This window comes from Pseudomonas sp. 5P_5.1_Bac1, assembly GCF_025466015.1.
Classification (GTDB): Bacteria; Pseudomonadota; Gammaproteobacteria; order Pseudomonadales; family Pseudomonadaceae; genus Aquipseudomonas.
Genome location: NZ_JANLNX010000060.1, coordinates 1 through 17,518, shown reverse-complemented (window position 1 = coordinate 17,518; position 17,518 = coordinate 1). Strand labels below are relative to the sequence as shown.

The following is a 17,518-nucleotide window of genomic DNA, read 5'->3' as shown; positions in this document are numbered from 1 at the left end:
ATCAGCCACTGGTCGGGCATGGCGCCGGGGTCACGACAGCCGCGACGGCAAGGCTTCTTCATCAGGCGCCGTTCCCACCACCAAACGATTGCGGCCTTCTTGCTTGGCGCGGTACAGCGCGAGGTCCGCGACGCTGAGCAATGAGGTCAGGGCAACGCTGTCGCCGGGGCGGTCGGGGTCGTAGCTGGCGCAACCGATGCTCAGGGTCACCCGCCCCATGGGGCTGGCGGCATGGCTGAGGTTGGCGTCGTAGATTTCCTGGCACAGCTCGCGGGCGACGGTGCGCGCGCCATGGGCGTCGGTGTCGGGGAGGATCACCGCGAACTCTTCGCCGCCATAACGGCAGACTTGATCCCCCGGACGCAGCAAGGACTGGCCGAGCAACATGGCGATCTTGCGCAGACACTCGTCGCCGGCCTGATGGCCATAGTGGTCGTTGAACACCTTGAATTGATCGACATCCACCATCAGCAGGGACAGCGGCCGGCCTTCGCGGCGGGAGCGCGCCTTCTCCTGCAACAGCGCTTCGTCGAAGCGCCGGCGGTTGGGCAGGCCGGTGAGGAAGTCTTCGCTGGCCAGGGCCTGCAGGCGGGCATTGGCCTGGGCCAGTTGCGCATTGCTTTCGGCCAGGGCCTGGCGCATCAGGCATTGCTCGGTGATGTCACTGAGGGCCAGGGTCATGCCGAGGACTTCGTGGTCGAGGTCGCGCACCGCGCGGATTTTCATCAGGTACGTGTGGCCCTTCCAGTCCAGTTCGCGGTCCGCCAGCGCCTGGTCGCGCTCCAGTTCCGCGAGGCACTGCGCCAGGTCCAGTTGCTCGACGGGCAGCAGCGCGGGCAGCGGTTGCCCGACCAATTGCGTGGCATCGCCGCCGAGCAGTTGGCCGAGCGCACGGTTGACGTTGACCAGCACGCCCTGCCGGTCCACCAGGCCCAACGCCACGGAAGCCGCGGCGTACAGCGCTTCGAGTTGCACTTCGCGGCGGTCCAGCGGGCCGATGCCGGGCGTGACGTCACGGTCGATGCCGCGGTAGCCGGTGAAGGTGCCCTGCGCGTCGAACAGCGGCACGCCGCTGGTTTCCAGCACCACCAGGCGGCCATCGGAGCGGATATTGCGGTTGATCAATCCGGCGAAAGGACGTTGCTCGGCCACGATCCCGCCGAAGATCGCCCCGACCCGCGCGGCTTCGTCCGGCGGCATGAAATCGAACGGTGTCTTGCCCAGCACCTCGCTCGGGGCAAAGCCGAGCATCTGTCGGCTGTGCTCGGAACAGAAGGTGTAGCGGCCCTGGCTGTCCACTTCCCAGAGCCAGTCGGAGTTGTGCGCGATGATTTCCCGCAGGCGCAGGACTTCCTGTGCTTCGGGGAGTGGCTCAGGATCGGAGGCGTTGGGCATAGGGGCTACTTCGGAGAACAACCGGGAGATTGCAAAGCGCCACGTTACTGGATCGGAGCCCAACCGGGCAAATCCGGCGTAACGTGGCGCTTCAGACCTGTCAGCGCTTCTTCGTCGACGGCAGCAGGATCGCCAGAATCCCCAGCAGCGGCAGGAACGAGCACAGGTAATAGACGTACTCGATGCCGTGGATATCCGCGAGGTAACCCAACAGCGCCGCGCCGATGCCGCCGAAGCCGAACATCAGGCCGAAGAACACCCCGGCGATCATGCCGACATTGCCCGGCACCAGTTCTTGCGCGTACACCACGATCGCCGAGAACGCCGAGGCGAGGATGAAGCCGATGATCACGCTGAGCACGCTGGTCCAGAACAGGTCCGCGTAGGGCAGCGCCAACGTGAACGGTGCCACGCCGAGGATGGAGAACCAGATCACCGCCTTGCGGCCGATGCGGTCGCCGATCGGCCCGCCGAAGAAGGTGCCGGCCGCCACCGCGCCGAGGAACAGGAACAGGTGCAGTTGCGAACTGCCCACCGAGAGGTCGAACTTCTCGATCAGGTAGAAGGTGTAGTAGCTGGTCAGGCTGGACATGTAGAAGTACTTGGAGAACACCAGCAGCCCCAGCACCACCAGCGCGCTGATCACCCGCCCGCGTGACAAACCGTGGGTCGCGGCCTGGCCGGCCTTGGCCTTGAACAGGTTCAGGTGCTCGCGATACCAGCGGCTCAGGCCGTAGGTCACCATCACCGCGGCCACGGCGAACAGGCCGAACCACACGACGTTGCCCTGGCCGAACGGAATGATGATCGCCGCCGCCAGCAGCGGGCCGAACGCCGAACCGGCGTTGCCGCCGACCTGGAAAGTCGACTGGGCGAGGCCATAGCGGCCGCCCGAGGCGAGCCGGGCGATCCGCGAGGTTTCCGGGTGGAAGGTCGAGGAGCCGATGCCCACCAGCCCGGCGGCCAGCAGGATCATCGCGAAGCTGCCGACATACGCCAGCATCACGATGCCCACCAACGTGCACAACGTACCGAGCGGCAGCAGGTTGGGCATCGGCTTGCGGTCGGTGTAGAAACCCACCGCCGGTTGCAGCAGCGAGGCGGTGATCTGGAAGGTCAGGGTAATCAGGCCGACCTGGGCGAAGCTCAGGTCATAGTTGGCCTTGAGCAGCGGATAAATCGACGGCAGCACCGCCTGGATCAGGTCGTTGATCAGGTGCGCCAAGGCGCAGGCGGCAATGATGCGCATCACCAGCGGGCTGCTCTGGCTGGCAGCGGACGCGGTTGGCGCGGCGGTACTTGAGGACATGGGACAACATCCATCGGAGGGCAGGAAAGGCTCCGATTATGGCGAAATCGTTAGCAAGCGCACTATTCTTTTTGCCGAACGGCTGCTTGTGAATAATTCTCAATAACGCTAGCATCGCCGCTCATTTCACCTGCGCGGCGCCCAGCATGTCCGAGGATCAGGAAGACCGAAGCCTGGCGGGGCTCTACCAGCGCCACCGCAGCGAACTGATGGCCTTTCTCACCCGTCGCACGCGCTGCCGCGAGACCGCCAGCGACCTGCTGCAGGACGCCTTCATCCGCTTGATGCACAGCGAGCGCGGCGAAGTCGGCAACCTGCGCGCCTTCCTGTACCGCATCGCCAGCAACCTGAGCATCGACCACGCCCGCCGCAACCAGGTGCGTGGGGTCAATGACGAGCAGGCGCTGGAACAGTTGCTCACCGAAACCAGCCCGGAACGCAGCGCCGTGGCGGGCAACACCCTGGCGCATCTGGAGCGGCTGATCGACGGCCTGCCCTCGCCGACCCGCGAGGTTTTTCTGCTGGCCCGGGTCGAGCAAATGAGCTACAAGGACATCGCCGCAAAACTGGGCCTGGAGCATCGCGCCGTCGAGCGCCACCTGAACAAAGCCTTGAGCCACTGCGCAGCCGCCGCTCTGCATGCGCGCAACCAGACCGAATCGTCATGACCGTCCCACCCTCTCCCGCCGACCTCGCCGCCGATCCCGCGCAACAAGCGCTGGACTGGTTCACCCGGCTGCGCGCCGAGGACCTGAGCGCGGCCGAGCGGCAGGCTTTCGAGCAGTGGCGCGAGGCGCCGGACAACGCGCGGGCGTTCGCCGAAGTCGAGTCGCTGTGGCAGGTGCTTGAACTGCCGGCGCGGCGGGTGCGCAAGGCCGAGCGCGTGCGTGGCAAGCGCTGGCCTCGGCTGGCGACCGCGGCCTGCCTGCTGCTGGCGGCGGGTGTCGCCTGGTTGCAATGGCCGGCCTTGCAACGCCTGAACAGCGACTACGCCACCCACGCTGGCGAACGCGGCAGCTTCACCCTCGCCGACGGCTCGCAACTGCGCCTGGACAGCAACAGCGCGGTGGATGTCGAACTGGACGGCGCGATTCGAACGCTGCACCTGCGCCAGGGGCGACTGTTCCTTGAGGTGAAACACGATGGTCGGCCGTTCGTGGTCAACGTCGATGACGCCCAGGTGCGGGTACTCGGCACCCGGTTCTCGGTCGCGCGCGGCGACGGGGTCGATGAAGTGGTGCTGGAGAGCGGCAAGGTGCAGGTGCTCGCCGGCGCGCAAACCCAGGTCCTCACGCCCGGCCAGCGCCTGACGGTGCACGGCGAGCAGATCGATCCGCCGCAGGCGGTGGATGCCGAACGCCTGCTGGCCTGGCGCGACGGTCAGTTGCGGGTCCGCGATGTGCCGCTGCGCGAGGTCCTGCAGCGACTGGCCGACTATCAAGGCCAATCCTTGCTGCTGCTCGACGCCGCTGCCGGACAGCGCTTGGTCAGTGGCAGCTTCAACCTCGACCAGGCCGACAACGCCCTCGACGCCCTGCTCAACAGCCAGAAATTGCGCGCCGATTCCCTCGCCGGACGCTGGCTGATCGTGCGCTGATTATTATTTTCGCGAGCGTCCGGTAATTCCTGAATCTGCTGCGTCACACCTCCACATAAGAAGCATTAGCATTTGCGTGCTAGGGGAGGACACATGCAGTACCCATTCGATTTCGCCTTCAAACGCCTGCCATTGGCCCGCGCCATCCTGGCCGCGACGCTGGTCACCGCGCTGCCGGCCGGCACCTTGCAGGCCGCCGAGACCAGCATCCGCGAAGCCCAGGCGCAGCGTTTCGACTTCACCATCGGCGCTCAGCCGCTGGCCGACGCGCTCGATCAGTTCAGCGCGCAGAGCGGCTATCAAGTGATCTACCAGAGCAGCCAGGTCGGCGGCCTTCAGTCGCCCGGCGTGCAAGGACGGCTCAGCGCCGACGAGGCGATCCAGGGCCTCACCGCAGGCACCGGCGCGCGCCTGAGCCAGCCCAATGCCAACAGCTTCCTCCTCGACCTGCCGGTGAACCTCGGCGGCGGCAGCCTGCAACTGGATGCGCTGAGTATTTCCGGCAAGGCGCCGGGCTCGACCACCGAAGGCACCGGGCTGTACACCACCTATTCCTCCAGCAGCTCGACGCGGCTGAACCTCAGCCCGAAGGAAACCCCGCAGTCGCTGACCGTGATGACACGCCAGCGCCTCGACGACCAGCGCCTGACCAACCTGTCCGACGCGCTGGAAGCCACGCCCGGGATCATCGTCACCCGTGACGGGCTCGGCGCCGAAAGCGACGCCTACTGGTCCCGCGGCTTCGCGGTGCAGAACTACGAAATCGACGGCGTGCCCACCGTCGCGCGCATGGACAACTACACCCAGAGCATGGCCATGTACGACCGCGTCGAAGTGGTCCGCGGCGCCAGCGGCCTGATCAGCGGCATGGGCAACCCGTCGGCGACCATCAACCTGATCCGCAAGCGCCCGACCTATGAAAGCCAGGCGAGCATCACCGGCTCGGTCGGCAATTGGGATCGCTACGGCAGCGGCTTCGACGTGTCCGCCCCGCTGAATGAAAGCGGCAGCGTGCGCGGGCGGCTGGTGGCGGACATCAAGAGCGAGCACGCCTGGGTCGATCGCTACAAGCTCGACGCCCAGACGCTCTACGGCATCACCGAATTCGACCTGAGCGAAGACACCCTGCTGACCGCGGGCTTCAGCTACCAGCGCACCGACGTCGACTCGCCCCTGCGCACCGGCCTGCCCACCCGCTTCGCCTCGGGTGAGCGCACCAACCTGAGCCGGTCGATCAACAGCGCCCCGACCTGGTCCTACAACGACCACGTGCAGACCAGCTTTTTCACCTCGATCGAACATCAACTGGGCAACGGCTGGAGCGGCAAGGTCGAGTTCAGCCACTCGGAAAACCAGTTCGACGAGGTGTTCGGCTTCCTGATGGGCAACCTGAATACCGACGGCAGCGGCCTGTCGCAATTGCCTGTGCGCTTCTCCGGCACGCCGCGCCAGAACAACCTCGACGCTTACCTGACCGGCCCGTTCAGCCTGCTGGGGCGCGAGCATGAGCTGATCACCGGCGTGACCCTGTCGCAGTACCGCGAGCATGTGCCGAGCTGGGGCGGCTGGCGCTATGACTACAACGCCACGTCCGATGCGGCGGTGGGCAATATCTTCGATTGGGACGGCAAGCAGCTCAAACCGGAATTCACCGAATCCGGAAAATCGCGCATGAAAGAAAACCAGTACGCCGCCTACGCCACCACGCGCCTGAACCTGACCGACGACCTGAAACTGATCCTCGGCAGCCGGGTGATCGACTGGAAACGCGACACCGAGGACAAGCCCTACGGCGCGGAGACGACCGAGGTCAATCGCAAGGAAACCGGCGTGTTCATCCCGTACACCGGGGTGGTCTACGACCTGGACGACACCTGGTCGGTCTACGCCAGCTACACCAAGATCTTCAGCCCGCAGGGTTCGTGGGTCCGCGACGAAGACAACAAACCGTTCGACCCGATGGAAGGCGTGGGCTACGAGGTCGGCATCAAGGGCAGCCACCTGGACGGCAAGCTGAACTCCAGCCTGGCCGTGTTCAAGCTGGAGCAGGACAACCTCGCCATTTGGCAGCACGACAACGTGTACTCGGCCGAGCAGGACACCACCTCCAAAGGCGTGGAATTCGAACTCAGCGGCGAATTGGCGGAAGGCTGGCAAGCGGCGGCGGGTTACGTCTACACCACCACCACGGACAAGGACGACGAACGCATCTACACCATCCTGCCGCGCCACAGCCTGAAGACCTACACCAGCTACCGCCTGCCGGGCGCGCTGGACAAACTGACGGTGGGTGGCGGCGTGAACTGGCAGAGCAAGGTGGGCGGCGACCTGCACACCTTCACCCAGGGCAGCTACGCCGTGACCAACCTGATGGCGCGCTACCAGATCAGCCAGCACCTGAGTGCGACGGTGAACCTGGACAACGTGTTCGACCGAAAATACTTCAGCATGACCAGCAGCTACGGCAACTACGGCACGCCGCGCAGCCTCATGACCGGCTTCAAATACGACTTCTGACGCCGCATTCGGCTAAGCGGTTGATAGCGCGCAAAATTTTTTGAAATAGAGTGTTGACAGATATTCGTTTCAGGCGAATAATGCGCGCCACTTGGCTACATAGCTCAGTTGGTTAGAGCATAGCATTCATAATGCTGGGGTCCGGGGTTCAAGTCCCTGTGTAGCCACCATACCCCGCCCCGAAGTCGCGAAAGCGATTTTGAGGCAAACAGAAAAGCCCGCCTTGCGCGGGCTTTTTTGTGTCCGACTGTCAGCCCCTCCTTGTATCCCCCTGCGTTCGCCCCCGCCAATGAGCGGATAGCCGATTGTCATAAATCGTCACATAGCAAATAATGAGACATATTATCATTTGCAGCGATCACTCTCATGGACGCCGGGATCAACACGTCAGCACCACTGGATATCGAGCATCTTTACGGCGAGCACCACGGCTGGCTAAAGGGCTGGTTACGCACCCGCACCGGCAATAGCGCCGATGCAGCGGACCTGGCGCAAGATACCTTCATGCGCATGCTGACCCTGCGCCAAATGCCTGCCCTGCGCGAGCCACGCCATTACCTGGTGACCATCGCCCGCGGCCTGCTGATTGACAAGGCACGGCGCAAGGCCCTTGAGCTGGCGTATCTGGAAGTGCTGGCCGCGCGACCGGAGTCACTTCAGGTGTCCCCGGAAACCTACCACATGATTATCGAATCGCTGTTGGCCATCGACCGTCTGCTCGACGGCCTGGGCATGCGAACCCGGCAGATCTTCCTCATGGTCCAACTCGAAGGCCTCAGCTATGTGCAGGTCGGCAAGCAGTTGGGCCTGTCGGTGACCACGGTAAAGAACCACCTGGGCAAGGCGCTGATGCAATGCATCCTGTTGATGGACGATTGAACGCCCCTCCTGCACGTCCGCCCGCCAAGGCACACTTGCAAACGGCGGTGCAGTGGTACCTGACGCTCAACGACACCGACGTCAGCCCTGCCCAGCACCTCGCGTGGCAAGAATGGCTTGCCGCTGACCCCGAGCATGCCAGCGCCTGGGCCAAGGTCGAAAAGCTCCAGCAACAACTACGCGGCGTTCCCCGGGATGTCGCCTTGCCCGTGCTGTCCCGGATGGGCGTACAACGGCGCCAAGGTCTCAAGCTGCTGGTGTTGCTGGCTGCTGGCGCGGCAACCTTCGCCGGCTATCGCAGCTCCCCGTACAGCGCAGACTTCGCTACGCGCACCGGGCAGCGACGGCAAGTAACGCTGCCTGATGGCAGTAGCCTGGCATTGAACACCGATACCCAAGTCGATATCGCCTACACCGCACGAGAGCGGCTGATCCTTCTGCGCCAGGGCGAAATCCTGCTGACTACCGCATCCGACCAGTCACCGTCGCGCCCGTTGTCAGTCCAGACGCCCCACGGCAGGGTGCTCGCCCTGGGCACTCGCTTCGATGTACGCCTGTTGTCAGGCTTCAGCACCGTCGAGGTTGAAAAGCACGCGGTCGAAGTCAGCACCCGCGACACCCCCCACCTCGTGCAACGGGTAGAAGAAGGCTGGGCACTGACCTTTGGCGCCTCCCAGATCGGCAGCCTGCGCCCGTCCAAAGCTGGCAGCAGCGCCTGGACGCAAGGCTTGCTGGTGGCCCTCGATTGGCGCCTGGAGGACTTTATCCGCGAACTGGCGCGTTACCGCCCCGGCTATCTGGGGTGCGCTGATGAAGTCGCCGATTTAAGAATTTCCGGTGCGTTCCGCCTGGACGATATCGAGGGTGTCCTGGCCAACCTGCCGGTTTCGCTACCCGTGAAGGTGCGCCATGTCTCGAGGTACTGGGCGCGGGTCGAGCCGTAAGCGCAAACCCTGCTTGCAGACAAGCGAATGATTCGTCTTGCCGATTCCATTTTTCGTTCGGCTCATCAGTAGAGCGGTCCATCAGCCGCCTTTACTGCAACGGCATAGGAAGTCATGCATGAGCCACCCACGTCCCCTGAATAAAACCGCCTTGCGGCTGAGCCTTCATTCCAGGTTGTTGAGCATCAGCCTCGGCGGGGCCCTGTGCGCCACCACCCTCGCCCTCCCCGCCTGGGCGCAACAGGCCAGTGAGCAAATCGAGTACAACATCGCCGCCGGACCACTGGATGTCGCGCTCACCCAGTTCGCGGCAACCAGCGGCGTGACATTGTCGTTTGGCTCAACGCAAACCCAAGGGTTGGTGACGGCGGGTATCAAAGGTCGATATTCCTTCGATGAGGGCATCGCACGGCTGCTGGCCAATAGCGGGATGCAGGCACGCCAGGAGGGGACGGGACGCTACAGCCTGGTCAAAGCGCAAAGCGGTTCGACGCTGGAACTCGGTGCAACCAACATCAACGGCGCAGCAATGGGGGCCACAACTGAAGGTACTGGCTCTTACACTACCGGCCCAATGCAGACCGCCACCAAACTGGCCCTGACGATGCGCCAGACGCCACAATCAGTCTCGGTCGTCACGCGCCAGCGCATGGATGACCGGGGCATGCAGGACCTGCACGACGTGATCAAAGACGTGCCCGGGGTCACCGTGGAAAAAGACGGCCCCGAGCGCCCGACCTACTATGCCCGTGGCTTTCAGGTCGACAACATCATGTACGACGGCCTGCCGACCACGGTGTCCAGCTACACGGCCCGCGACACCATTGCCGCCGCCGACACCGCCATGCTCGACCGGGTCGAAGTGGTGCGGGGCGCCACTGGCCTGATGACCGGTTCCGGCAGCCCTTCAGCCGCCATCAACCTGGTGCGCAAACGGCCAACCCGCGACACCCAGGTCAGCGTTACCGGCACCGCCGGGACCTGGAACAACTACCGTGGCGAACTGGATGCCTCCAGCGCCCTCAACGACAGCGGCAGCCTGCGCGGGCGTGCGGTAACCAGCTATCAAGTCAAAGACAGTGTCCAGGATGTGGTGAACAAAGAGCACGCGTTGTTCTACGCGATTGGCGAGGCGGACCTGAGCGATAGCACCACCCTGACCTTGGGCGCCTCGAACCAGAACCTCAACAACAACACCTCCTGGGGCGGCGTTCCGACTGCCAGCGATGGCGGTGATCTGAACCTGTCGCGCTCCACCTACCTGGGCAACGACTGGGGCCGCTGGGACCAGGACAACAACAGCCTCTTCAGCGAACTGGAACACCGCTTCGACAACGGCTGGAAGCTACGCATGGCAGCCACCAGGATGTGGTCGAAGCTTGATCTTCTGGCCTCCTATGCGACTGCGGGCGCGACCGACGGCACCTTCGACCAGATGACCGGCAAGTTCAAGTACACCAACGACCAGACCAGCTACGACATGTTTGCCAGTGGTCCTTTCCAGCTTTTCGACCGGGAACATGAACTGGTGGTCGGCGCCAGCCGCCGCAAAGAAAACTTCAAAGGCAACGGCACCACGGTTCGCTCGGCGTCGAATATCGATATCTACAACTGGAACCCCCACGTCACGCCCATCCCCGCGTTCAACATGGGCGCCTGGCAACAACAGAGCGAAACCGAACAGACCGGTACTTACATCACCGGCCGTTTCAGCCTGGCCGACCCGCTGCACCTGATCCTTGGCGGACGCCTGGACTGGTACGACTACGAGATCGAGAACTCCAGCAACATCGCCGGCGTCAACCCGACATCCAGCCAGTACGACGTCACACGCAACCTGACCAAGTACGCCGGCCTGATCTACGACCTCAACGACACCTACTCGGTGTATGTCAGCTACACCGACATCTTCACGCCCCAGGGTGTAGTGGATGCCGATAACAAAGCGATCAAGCCGATCGTTGGCAAGAACTACGAAGCCGGCATCAAGGCCGAATATCTCAATGGCGCCTTGAACGCCAGTGCGGCGATCTTCCGTATCGATCAGGAAAATCGTGCGTCTGTCATCAATACCCCTGGCGTCTGCCAGGCACCGGCCGGTATTTCCTGCTACCGGGCATCAGGTGAAGTGCGCAGCGAAGGGTTAGAACTGGAAGTCACCGGAGCCCTGACCGAGAGCTGGCAAATGGCAGCCGGCTACACCTACAACTCGGCCAAATACCGCAAGGATGCCAACCCGGATAACGAAGGTCGGCTGTTCGCCAGCGACTTGCCCCGCCATCTGCTCAAGGCCAGCACCACGTACCAACTGCCGGGTGCGCTCGAGCGCTGGCGGATCGGCGGCGGCATCACGGCTCAGAACACCATCTACAACCAGGGCAGTGGCTACCGCATCGAGCAGAAGGCGTACCGCATTGTCGACCTGATGGCGGGGTACAAAGTCTCGGAAAATGTCGACCTGCGCTTGAACGTCAACAACGTGTTCGACAAGAAGTACTACCAGAGCATCAACAGCAATACGTGGAACGGTTTCAACGTCTATGGCGAACCACGCAATGCCATGATGACTGTGCGCTGGTCACTTTAAGGCCACCGTCCAGTGGCTGATCGAATCGTTCAAGGTGCAGCAGGCGGCTGAGGCTAGGATCCTGTGGGAGCGAGCTTGCTCGCGATGGGCCGCTCCCACAGGTTCCGCGTCTTGCCCGCAAGATGCGTAGATACCCATGCTCATCGCTGCGGTTCGGCATACGGCCAACAAAGACAAATCAGACCAGCGCCTTATCCCCCCGCAACTCCCGCGCCGCCGCCACCATGTTCACCAGTGCCGCCTCCGTCTCCGGCCAGCCCCGCGTCTTCAGCCCGCAGTCCGGGTTGACCCACAGGCGCTCGGCCGGGATCCGCTTCGCCGCCTTGCGCAGCAGTTTGACCATCTCTTCCTTGGTCGGCACGCGCGGCGAGTGGATATCGTAGACGCCCGGGCCGATTTCGTTCGGGTAGTCGAACTTCTCGAACGCTTCCAGCAGTTCCATGTCCGAACGCGAGGTCTCGATGGTGATGACGTCGGCGTCCATCGCGGCGATCGATTCGATCACATCATTGAACTCGCTGTAGCACATGTGAGTGTGGATCTGGGTGTCGTCACGCACACCGGAGGCGCACAGGCGGAAGGCTTCGGTCGCCCAGTCCAGGTAGTGCCCCCACGCGCTCTGGCGCAGTGGCAGGCCTTCGCGGAAGGCGGCTTCGTCGATCTGCACGATCTTGATGCCGGCGGCTTCCAGGTCCACCACTTCATCGCGGATCGCCAGGGCCAACTGGCGCGCCTGGACTTCCCGGCTCACGTCTTCCCGCGGGAACGACCACATCAGCATGGTCACCGGGCCGGTCAGCATGCCCTTCATCACCTTGTCGGTCAGGCCCTGCGCGTAGCGGATCCACTCGACGGTCATGGCTTTCGGACGGCTCAGGTCACCGAAGATCACTGCCGGTTTTACGCAGCGCGAACCATAGCTCTGCACCCAGCCAAAGCGGGTGAAGACATACCCGTCGATCTGCTCTGCGAAGTACTCGACCATGTCATTGCGCTCGGCTTCACCGTGCACCAGCACGTCGAGGCCCAGTTGCTCCTGGATCTGCACGGCGTGACGAATCTCGCTCTGCATCGCTTCGACGTAATCGGACTCGGTCAGCTTGCCCTGCTTGAAGGACTGCCGCGCCAGACGGATCGCCGAAGTCTGCGGGAAAGAACCGATAGTGGTGGTCGGGAACGCGGGCAGATCGAGTCCGGCACGTTGCTTGGCGATGCGCTGCTCGAAGGCTGAAAGGCGCTGGCTGTCAGCCGGCTTGATCGCTGCCAGACGCGCTTGTACCGCCGGCTTGTGAATACGGGGCGAGGCGGCGCGGCTGGCTTGCACCGCGCGGCTCTGGGCCAGGGCGGCGATCACATCAGCGGCTTCCGGCTCGTTGACGGCCTTGGTCAGCACAGCGACTTCCTGGCATTTCTGCACGGCGAAGGCCAGCCAGCTTTTCAGCTCGGCATCAAGCTTGTCTTCGCGGCCCAGGTCTACCGGGCTGTGCAGCAGCGAGCAGGACGGCGCGACCCACAGACGGTCGCCCAGACGAGCAGCCGCGTGACGCAGGACGTCCAGCGCCTTTTCCAGGTCGCAGCGCCAGACGTTACGGCCGTTGACCACGCCCAGGGACAGCACTTTGTAGGCCGGCAGACGGTCGAGGATGGTCGGGTACTGCTCCGGCGCGCGGACCAGATCGATGTGCAAACCCTCCACCGGAAGATTGGCGGCCAGGCCGAGGTTGTCTTCCAGGCTACCGAAGTAGGTGGCGATCATTTTCTTCAGCGGCGCCCGCTGCAGGATGTTGTAAACGCGCTCGTAGGCATTCTTCCAATCCTGTGGCAGATCGAGGACCAGAATCGGCTCATCGATCTGCACCCACTCCACGCCTTGCTCGGCCAGGCGATTGAAAATCTGGTCATACAGCGGCAGCAGGCGATCGACCAGATCGAGCTTGTCGAACTCGACGCCCTTGGTCTTGCCCAACCACAGGTAGGTCAGCGGGCCGATCACCACCGGCTTGACCGCATGGCCCAGCGCCTGGGCTTCCGCGACTTCGTCGAACAGTTGCTCCCAGCTCAGTTCGAACTGCTGGTCGGCGCCGAACTCAGGCACCAGGTAGTGGTAGTTGGTGTCGAACCACTTGGTCATTTCCTGGGCGTGGGCGCCGCCGCAGCAACCGCCACTGACGCCACGGGCCATGGCGAACAGGGTCTGCAGGGTCGGCTTGGCATCGCCATGGCTGCGGAAGCGCTCGGGGATCACGCCGAAGGTCAGCGAGTGGGTCAGCACCTGGTCGTACCAGGCGAAGTCGCCGACCGGCAGCAGTTCGATACCGGCGTCTTTCTGCGCCTGCCAATGGCTGGCGCGCAGGTCGCGGCCAACGGCGCGCAGACCGTCTTCATCCAGTTCGCCTTTCCAGAAGGCTTCCTGTGCCTTTTTCAGTTCACGGTCGCGTCCGATGCGTGGAAAGCCCAGGTTATGTGCCAAAGCCATTTGCAGTTCCCTCAACATAAAAGTGAATGAGGGAATTGTCGGGACTTGCCTAAAATGAGACAAACTCATTTTCTTAACGATGGTCTAGAGATTCCCTCATGTTCAATTTTGCGGGAATGTCTTTTTCAAAGCAGTTTCGTACGGTCTCGGGCATGGGCTCGCCGCCAACTTGGCTCAGAATGGCCGCACGGTCAGCCCCCGCGGGTAACGAGAAATCATGAATGTGTTGAAACAGGCGCTACGGCAACAGCAGTTCGTGTGCGTCATGGAGTTCGTGCCCAAGCCGCAGCGCTTTGCCGCGTTCGAGCAGGTGATGGCGCGTAGCATGTTCCGCGGCTGGCCGATGGTCGCGGCCATTGGCGATCGCGTGGGCAGCGCGTTCGACCTGTCGCCCGAAGAGGCCTTCACCACCCTCACCCAGCCCGTCCCCGCCCTGCTGCACTTCTCCGGCAAAAACCGCGAGCGCCACGACCTGCTGGCGCAACTGGAACGGATGGACGCCCTCGGTCTCGACCAGTTGCTGATGCTCACCGGCGACCGCCTGCCGGGCCACGAACCCGGCCAACAGCCGGTGCGCTACCTGGAATCGGTGCCGGCGTTGCAGATCGTTCGCCAGGCGCGCCCGGACTGGCTGCTCGGCGCCGCCCTCAACCCGTTCAAGTACCGCGAGGAAGAAGGCGGCGCGCAGTATTTCAAGGCCGAAAAGAAGCTGGCCGCGGGCGCGGATTTCATGACCCTGCAACTGGGTTTCGACATGGACAAGTTCCGCGAAGCCTTCGACTGGATGAGCCGACAACCCTCACCGAAGCCGCTACTGGCCTGCATCATGAGCCTCACCCGTGGGCGGGCGAAGATGCTTGAACAGGTCGCCGGGGTCACGGTTTCGCCGTCGATGCATGCGCTGATGGCTGCCGAGGAAGCCGTCTCGAAAGAGCATGCCCAGGCCCGCAGCGTCGAGCGGCTGGCGCTGCAGATCATCGGGCTGCGATTGATCGGCTATGCGGGTATCCACCTCTCCGGCATCCACGAAGAACGGCAATTGCAGGCGCTGGAACAGGCGCTCGATCACTGGGAGGCGAAGATCCACACGCCGGAGCAATGGGCGCCGGCCTGGGCCGCCAGTTGGCACATGCCGGGGGTGCCGCCGGTGACGTTCCATCCGCCGGGCATGGACTGGCGCGCAGGCGAGTCGCGGGTCAGCGCCTCGCGCACGGAAACGCTCCGCTATCACCTGTTGTCCGGTTTTCACACGCAACTGTTCAGCCGCACCACCCTGCTGAGCCGCGCTTTCGGCTGGGCCGTGCAGCGACCGCTGTGGTCAACGAGTACGGGGGCCCGCTGGCTGCACCGCATCGAGCGCAGCCTGAAAAGACCCTTGGTGGGGTGCGACACCTGCGGCCGCTGCCGCCTGGAAGACACGCTCTACACCTGCCCGGAAACCTGCCCCAAAGGCCTGGCCAACGGTCCTTGCGGCGGCACTCGGCTCAACCGTTGCGAGTTTGGCGACCGGGAATGCATCCACAGCATCAAGTACCGCACGGCGAAAGCGGTCGGGCAAACGGCGGTGCTGACCGAGCGGCTGATTCCCTGCGTGGAAGTGGCTGGGCGGCATCAGAGTTCGTGGCCGCAGTGGTTCGAGGTGCAGACTCCGCCAGTGCCTTCTCGGGAATCCGTGACAACCATGGCGCCGTGATCATTCAACGCCCAGATACAACCGATGCGACTTTGCAATCGTCTCGACCGTCACCTCGGCCACCCCCACACCCCGTGCAATCTCTGGCCAGCGCACCACGGCGTCGTGCACCTCGCGAATGATCTGCTTCGCGTTCATGCCCCTGACCTGGCTGCCCACCGCGAGCAGATCATCCAGGACAAAATTGTCGCGCTTGCCGTTGATGCTCATCTGATGGCTGCCCACCCAGAAGTTGCCGGGCATATACGACCACGTCACGTCATAGGCCGGCGAGAGGTACCAAGTGCCGTCGGTGTCGAGGAGAAAACCGATCTTCTTGGTGTGATCGTCCTGGTTGCGGGCGATGACGTTGAACACCATCCGCCGGAAAAACTGCACGGCTTCTTCCCGCCCCAGCTTCAGTGAGCGCAGGACCGCGAAGGCTTCGGCGTAGGAGTATTCGCCGGGCTTCTTGTAGTCGGCATGGTCGAGGGCGCACAGGGTCGCCATGTGGATTTTTTCGCCCTCGTCGGTGCGGTCGAAGCGCCGGGTCATGAAGTGCGCACGCCCGCCCTCCTCCAGCAGCCGGCATTCACTCATCAGCACCCCGGCCTCCCTGGCCATCAGGTAGTAGGCGTATTCGATGCGCCCGTAACCCTGGCTGTCGGCCAACAGGTCCGAGTGCTTGGCGACATCGAATTTCAGCAGCCAATAGCTGTAACCCGGCGGCGCCTTCACCTGGCCGGAACGGATTTCACCGCGCTCGTTGAGGGCGATGATGGCTTTGGCCCGCGCCCCACCCGCGCTAGTGCCAACACGAAAGAGTGCAACCAAGCAATCCAATGGACGCAAATCTAGTCAAAAAGCGCTTAAAACAGGTTTTTTGACTAGATTTCTTATCACTGAGAAAGGAGAGCGGTTCATTGAAGAGCGCCAGCGAAGACGACCGTTGGCGTGCAGTGCTGAGGGAAAAATCTCTCCGCCATTCACGGCCTGTCTTCAGAAAACAACCGGATCGGTTTGTCATACGGTCCTGACGTTTCCGGCACTGGCGTCAGACCAACGCCACACCCAACAACGGCCACCCCGCAACAGCCAACCACACCGCCGTCCGCGCCCGATACGGCAACAACAGCACCAGCGCCAGCCCTGCCAACGAGATCAGCCCGAACCAGCCAATCGGCCCCATCGCCCAGCCCCAGGCCGCGACACTGGCGGCGAAGCTGGCCAACAGCGCCAGCCAACCGCCAACCCGCAGCACACGGCGCAGCATCAGCGAGGGGACGCGCTGCCACACCTGCTTGAAGTGCCGCTCAAGTCCCAGGCACAAAGCCAACATGCCGCTGTAGGCCAGCAGCACACCTGTGGATAACGCGATGCTCATCTCAATTCACCTCCAGGCTGGCGCTCGCGGCGCGTCGGACGGGGCGTTCCTTGGGCGGTTGGCCGAGTTTCCAGCAGCACCCGCCGAGCACGGCGCCGATCAGGACAGTGGTGATTTCCAGGAGGATGAAGTCGCCACGGTTGACGGTGTGGAAGTTCAGCAGCGGTAGGGTCAGGCATAGCAGCGCCGCCAGGCCGAGTTGCTCCTGCCAGGCGCGCAGCCATGGCCGGACGATGGCGTGGCCGAGGGTCGCCAGCCAGATCAGGAAGAACACCCGCACCTCCCAGCCGCCGCGCTGCGCCAGTTCCACCGGCAGCAGGCGGTTGGCCCAGAGCAGGCCGATGCAGGCCAGCGACAGACCGGCCACCACGGCAACGTTGAGTCGCTCGGCAACGTGATAGAGCAGAGCGCCGAGGGCGCCTTCGCTGTCGTGCCGGCGCCGGCGCTTGACGGTGAACAGCACCAGGCCGGTGGCGATCATGGCGCAGCTCGCCAGGCCGCAGAGGAAGTACAGCCAGCGCATCGGGTAACCGCCGAACTGGGCGAAATGCATGCCGGACATCACGCGCTGCGTCAGCAGGCTCGGACGGCTTTCGGCGGGCGCGCGCAGCACCTTGCCGCTGACCCCGTCGAAGACCATGCTCTGGCCCTTGGTCAGTTCGATGCGGTTGCCGAGAATCGGCCGGACTTCGATGCGCGCATCGCTGCGTCCGGGGTTCTGGATCGACAGCCCGGACAGCGGTCCCATGGCCTTTTCC

The 17,518-nt window shown here is 63.6% G+C and carries 13 protein-coding genes and 1 tRNA gene; 8 read left to right on the top strand and 6 right to left on the bottom strand.

Annotation, left to right across the window (positions count from 1 at the left end; genetic code table 11):
• Positions 1 to 30 precede the first annotated feature (30 nt).
• Both NTD82_RS14675 and NTD82_RS14670 read right to left on the bottom strand, forming a co-directional pair.
• Positions 31 to 1,395 (bottom strand): diguanylate cyclase, encoded by a 1,365-nt coding sequence (locus NTD82_RS14675; protein WP_262129225.1) that lies wholly within the window; start codon positions 1,393 to 1,395, stop codon positions 31 to 33.
• A gap of 100 nt (positions 1,396 to 1,495) precedes the next feature.
• Positions 1,496 to 2,704, bottom strand: coding sequence for an MFS transporter (locus NTD82_RS14670; protein WP_262129224.1), 1,209 nt, complete (start codon positions 2,702 to 2,704; stop codon positions 1,496 to 1,498).
• Between the two features lie 146 nt (positions 2,705 to 2,850).
• On the opposite strand from NTD82_RS14670, the gene NTD82_RS14665 reads away from it, so the two are divergent.
• The 7 genes from NTD82_RS14665 (at position 2,851) to NTD82_RS14635 (ending at position 11,228) form a co-directional block, all read left to right on the top strand.
• The gene (locus NTD82_RS14665) at positions 2,851 to 3,372 is read left to right on the top strand and encodes an RNA polymerase sigma factor (protein ID WP_095158678.1); all 522 of its coding nucleotides are present in this window, start codon (positions 2,851 to 2,853) and stop codon (positions 3,370 to 3,372) included.
• Complete coding sequence (locus NTD82_RS14660; protein WP_262129223.1) at positions 3,369 to 4,301, top strand: FecR family protein; 933 nt, start codon at positions 3,369 to 3,371, stop codon at positions 4,299 to 4,301. Before NTD82_RS14665 ends, NTD82_RS14660 begins: the two co-directional genes overlap by 4 nt.
• Positions 4,302 to 4,394: 93 nt before the next feature.
• Positions 4,395 to 6,818, top strand: a complete 2,424-nt coding sequence (locus tag NTD82_RS14655; RefSeq protein ID WP_262129222.1) for a TonB-dependent siderophore receptor — start codon at positions 4,395 to 4,397, stop codon at positions 6,816 to 6,818.
• A 93-nt stretch (positions 6,819 to 6,911) separates the two neighbouring features.
• Positions 6,912 to 6,988 (top strand) — tRNA-Met (locus NTD82_RS14650).
• A gap of 196 nt (positions 6,989 to 7,184) precedes the next feature.
• The gene (locus NTD82_RS14645) at positions 7,185 to 7,697 is read left to right on the top strand and encodes a sigma-70 family RNA polymerase sigma factor (protein ID WP_262129221.1); all 513 of its coding nucleotides are present in this window, start codon (positions 7,185 to 7,187) and stop codon (positions 7,695 to 7,697) included.
• The gene (locus NTD82_RS14640; protein WP_262129220.1) at positions 7,694 to 8,641 is read left to right on the top strand and encodes a FecR domain-containing protein; all 948 of its coding nucleotides are present in this window, start codon (positions 7,694 to 7,696) and stop codon (positions 8,639 to 8,641) included. Before NTD82_RS14645 ends, NTD82_RS14640 begins: the two co-directional genes overlap by 4 nt.
• A gap of 118 nt (positions 8,642 to 8,759) precedes the next feature.
• On the top strand, positions 8,760 to 11,228 hold the full coding sequence (locus NTD82_RS14635) for a TonB-dependent siderophore receptor (protein ID WP_262129219.1): 2,469 nt from the start codon (positions 8,760 to 8,762) through the stop codon (positions 11,226 to 11,228).
• Positions 11,229 to 11,406: 178 nt separating this feature from the next.
• Here NTD82_RS14635 and metE read toward each other — a convergent pair whose 3' ends face one another.
• The gene (metE, locus tag NTD82_RS14630) at positions 11,407 to 13,704 is read right to left on the bottom strand and encodes a 5-methyltetrahydropteroyltriglutamate--homocysteine S-methyltransferase (RefSeq protein WP_262129218.1); all 2,298 of its coding nucleotides are present in this window, start codon (positions 13,702 to 13,704) and stop codon (positions 11,407 to 11,409) included.
• Positions 13,705 to 13,921: 217 nt separating this feature from the next.
• Here metE and NTD82_RS14625 point away from each other — a divergent pair, with 217 nt between their 5' ends.
• Entirely contained in the window at positions 13,922 to 15,397 is a 1,476-nt protein-coding gene (locus tag NTD82_RS14625) for a methylenetetrahydrofolate reductase C-terminal domain-containing protein (RefSeq protein ID WP_262129217.1), read from the top strand.
• Here the strand turns inward: NTD82_RS14625 and NTD82_RS14620 are convergent, their stop codons facing one another.
• The 3 genes from NTD82_RS14620 to NTD82_RS14610 form a co-directional block, all read right to left on the bottom strand.
• Positions 15,398 to 16,210 (bottom strand): type II toxin-antitoxin system HipA family toxin, encoded by an 813-nt coding sequence (locus NTD82_RS14620; RefSeq protein WP_262129216.1) that lies wholly within the window; start codon positions 16,208 to 16,210, stop codon positions 15,398 to 15,400. It abuts the gene before it with no gap.
• Positions 16,211 to 16,430: 220 nt separating this feature from the next.
• On the bottom strand, positions 16,431 to 16,760 hold the full coding sequence (locus NTD82_RS14615) for a DUF3325 domain-containing protein (RefSeq protein WP_262129215.1): 330 nt from the start codon (positions 16,758 to 16,760) through the stop codon (positions 16,431 to 16,433).
• 1 nt (position 16,761) lies between these two features.
• On the bottom strand, positions 16,762 to 17,518 hold a 757-nt coding region (locus NTD82_RS14610), incomplete at its 5' end, for a PepSY-associated TM helix domain-containing protein (protein ID WP_262129214.1).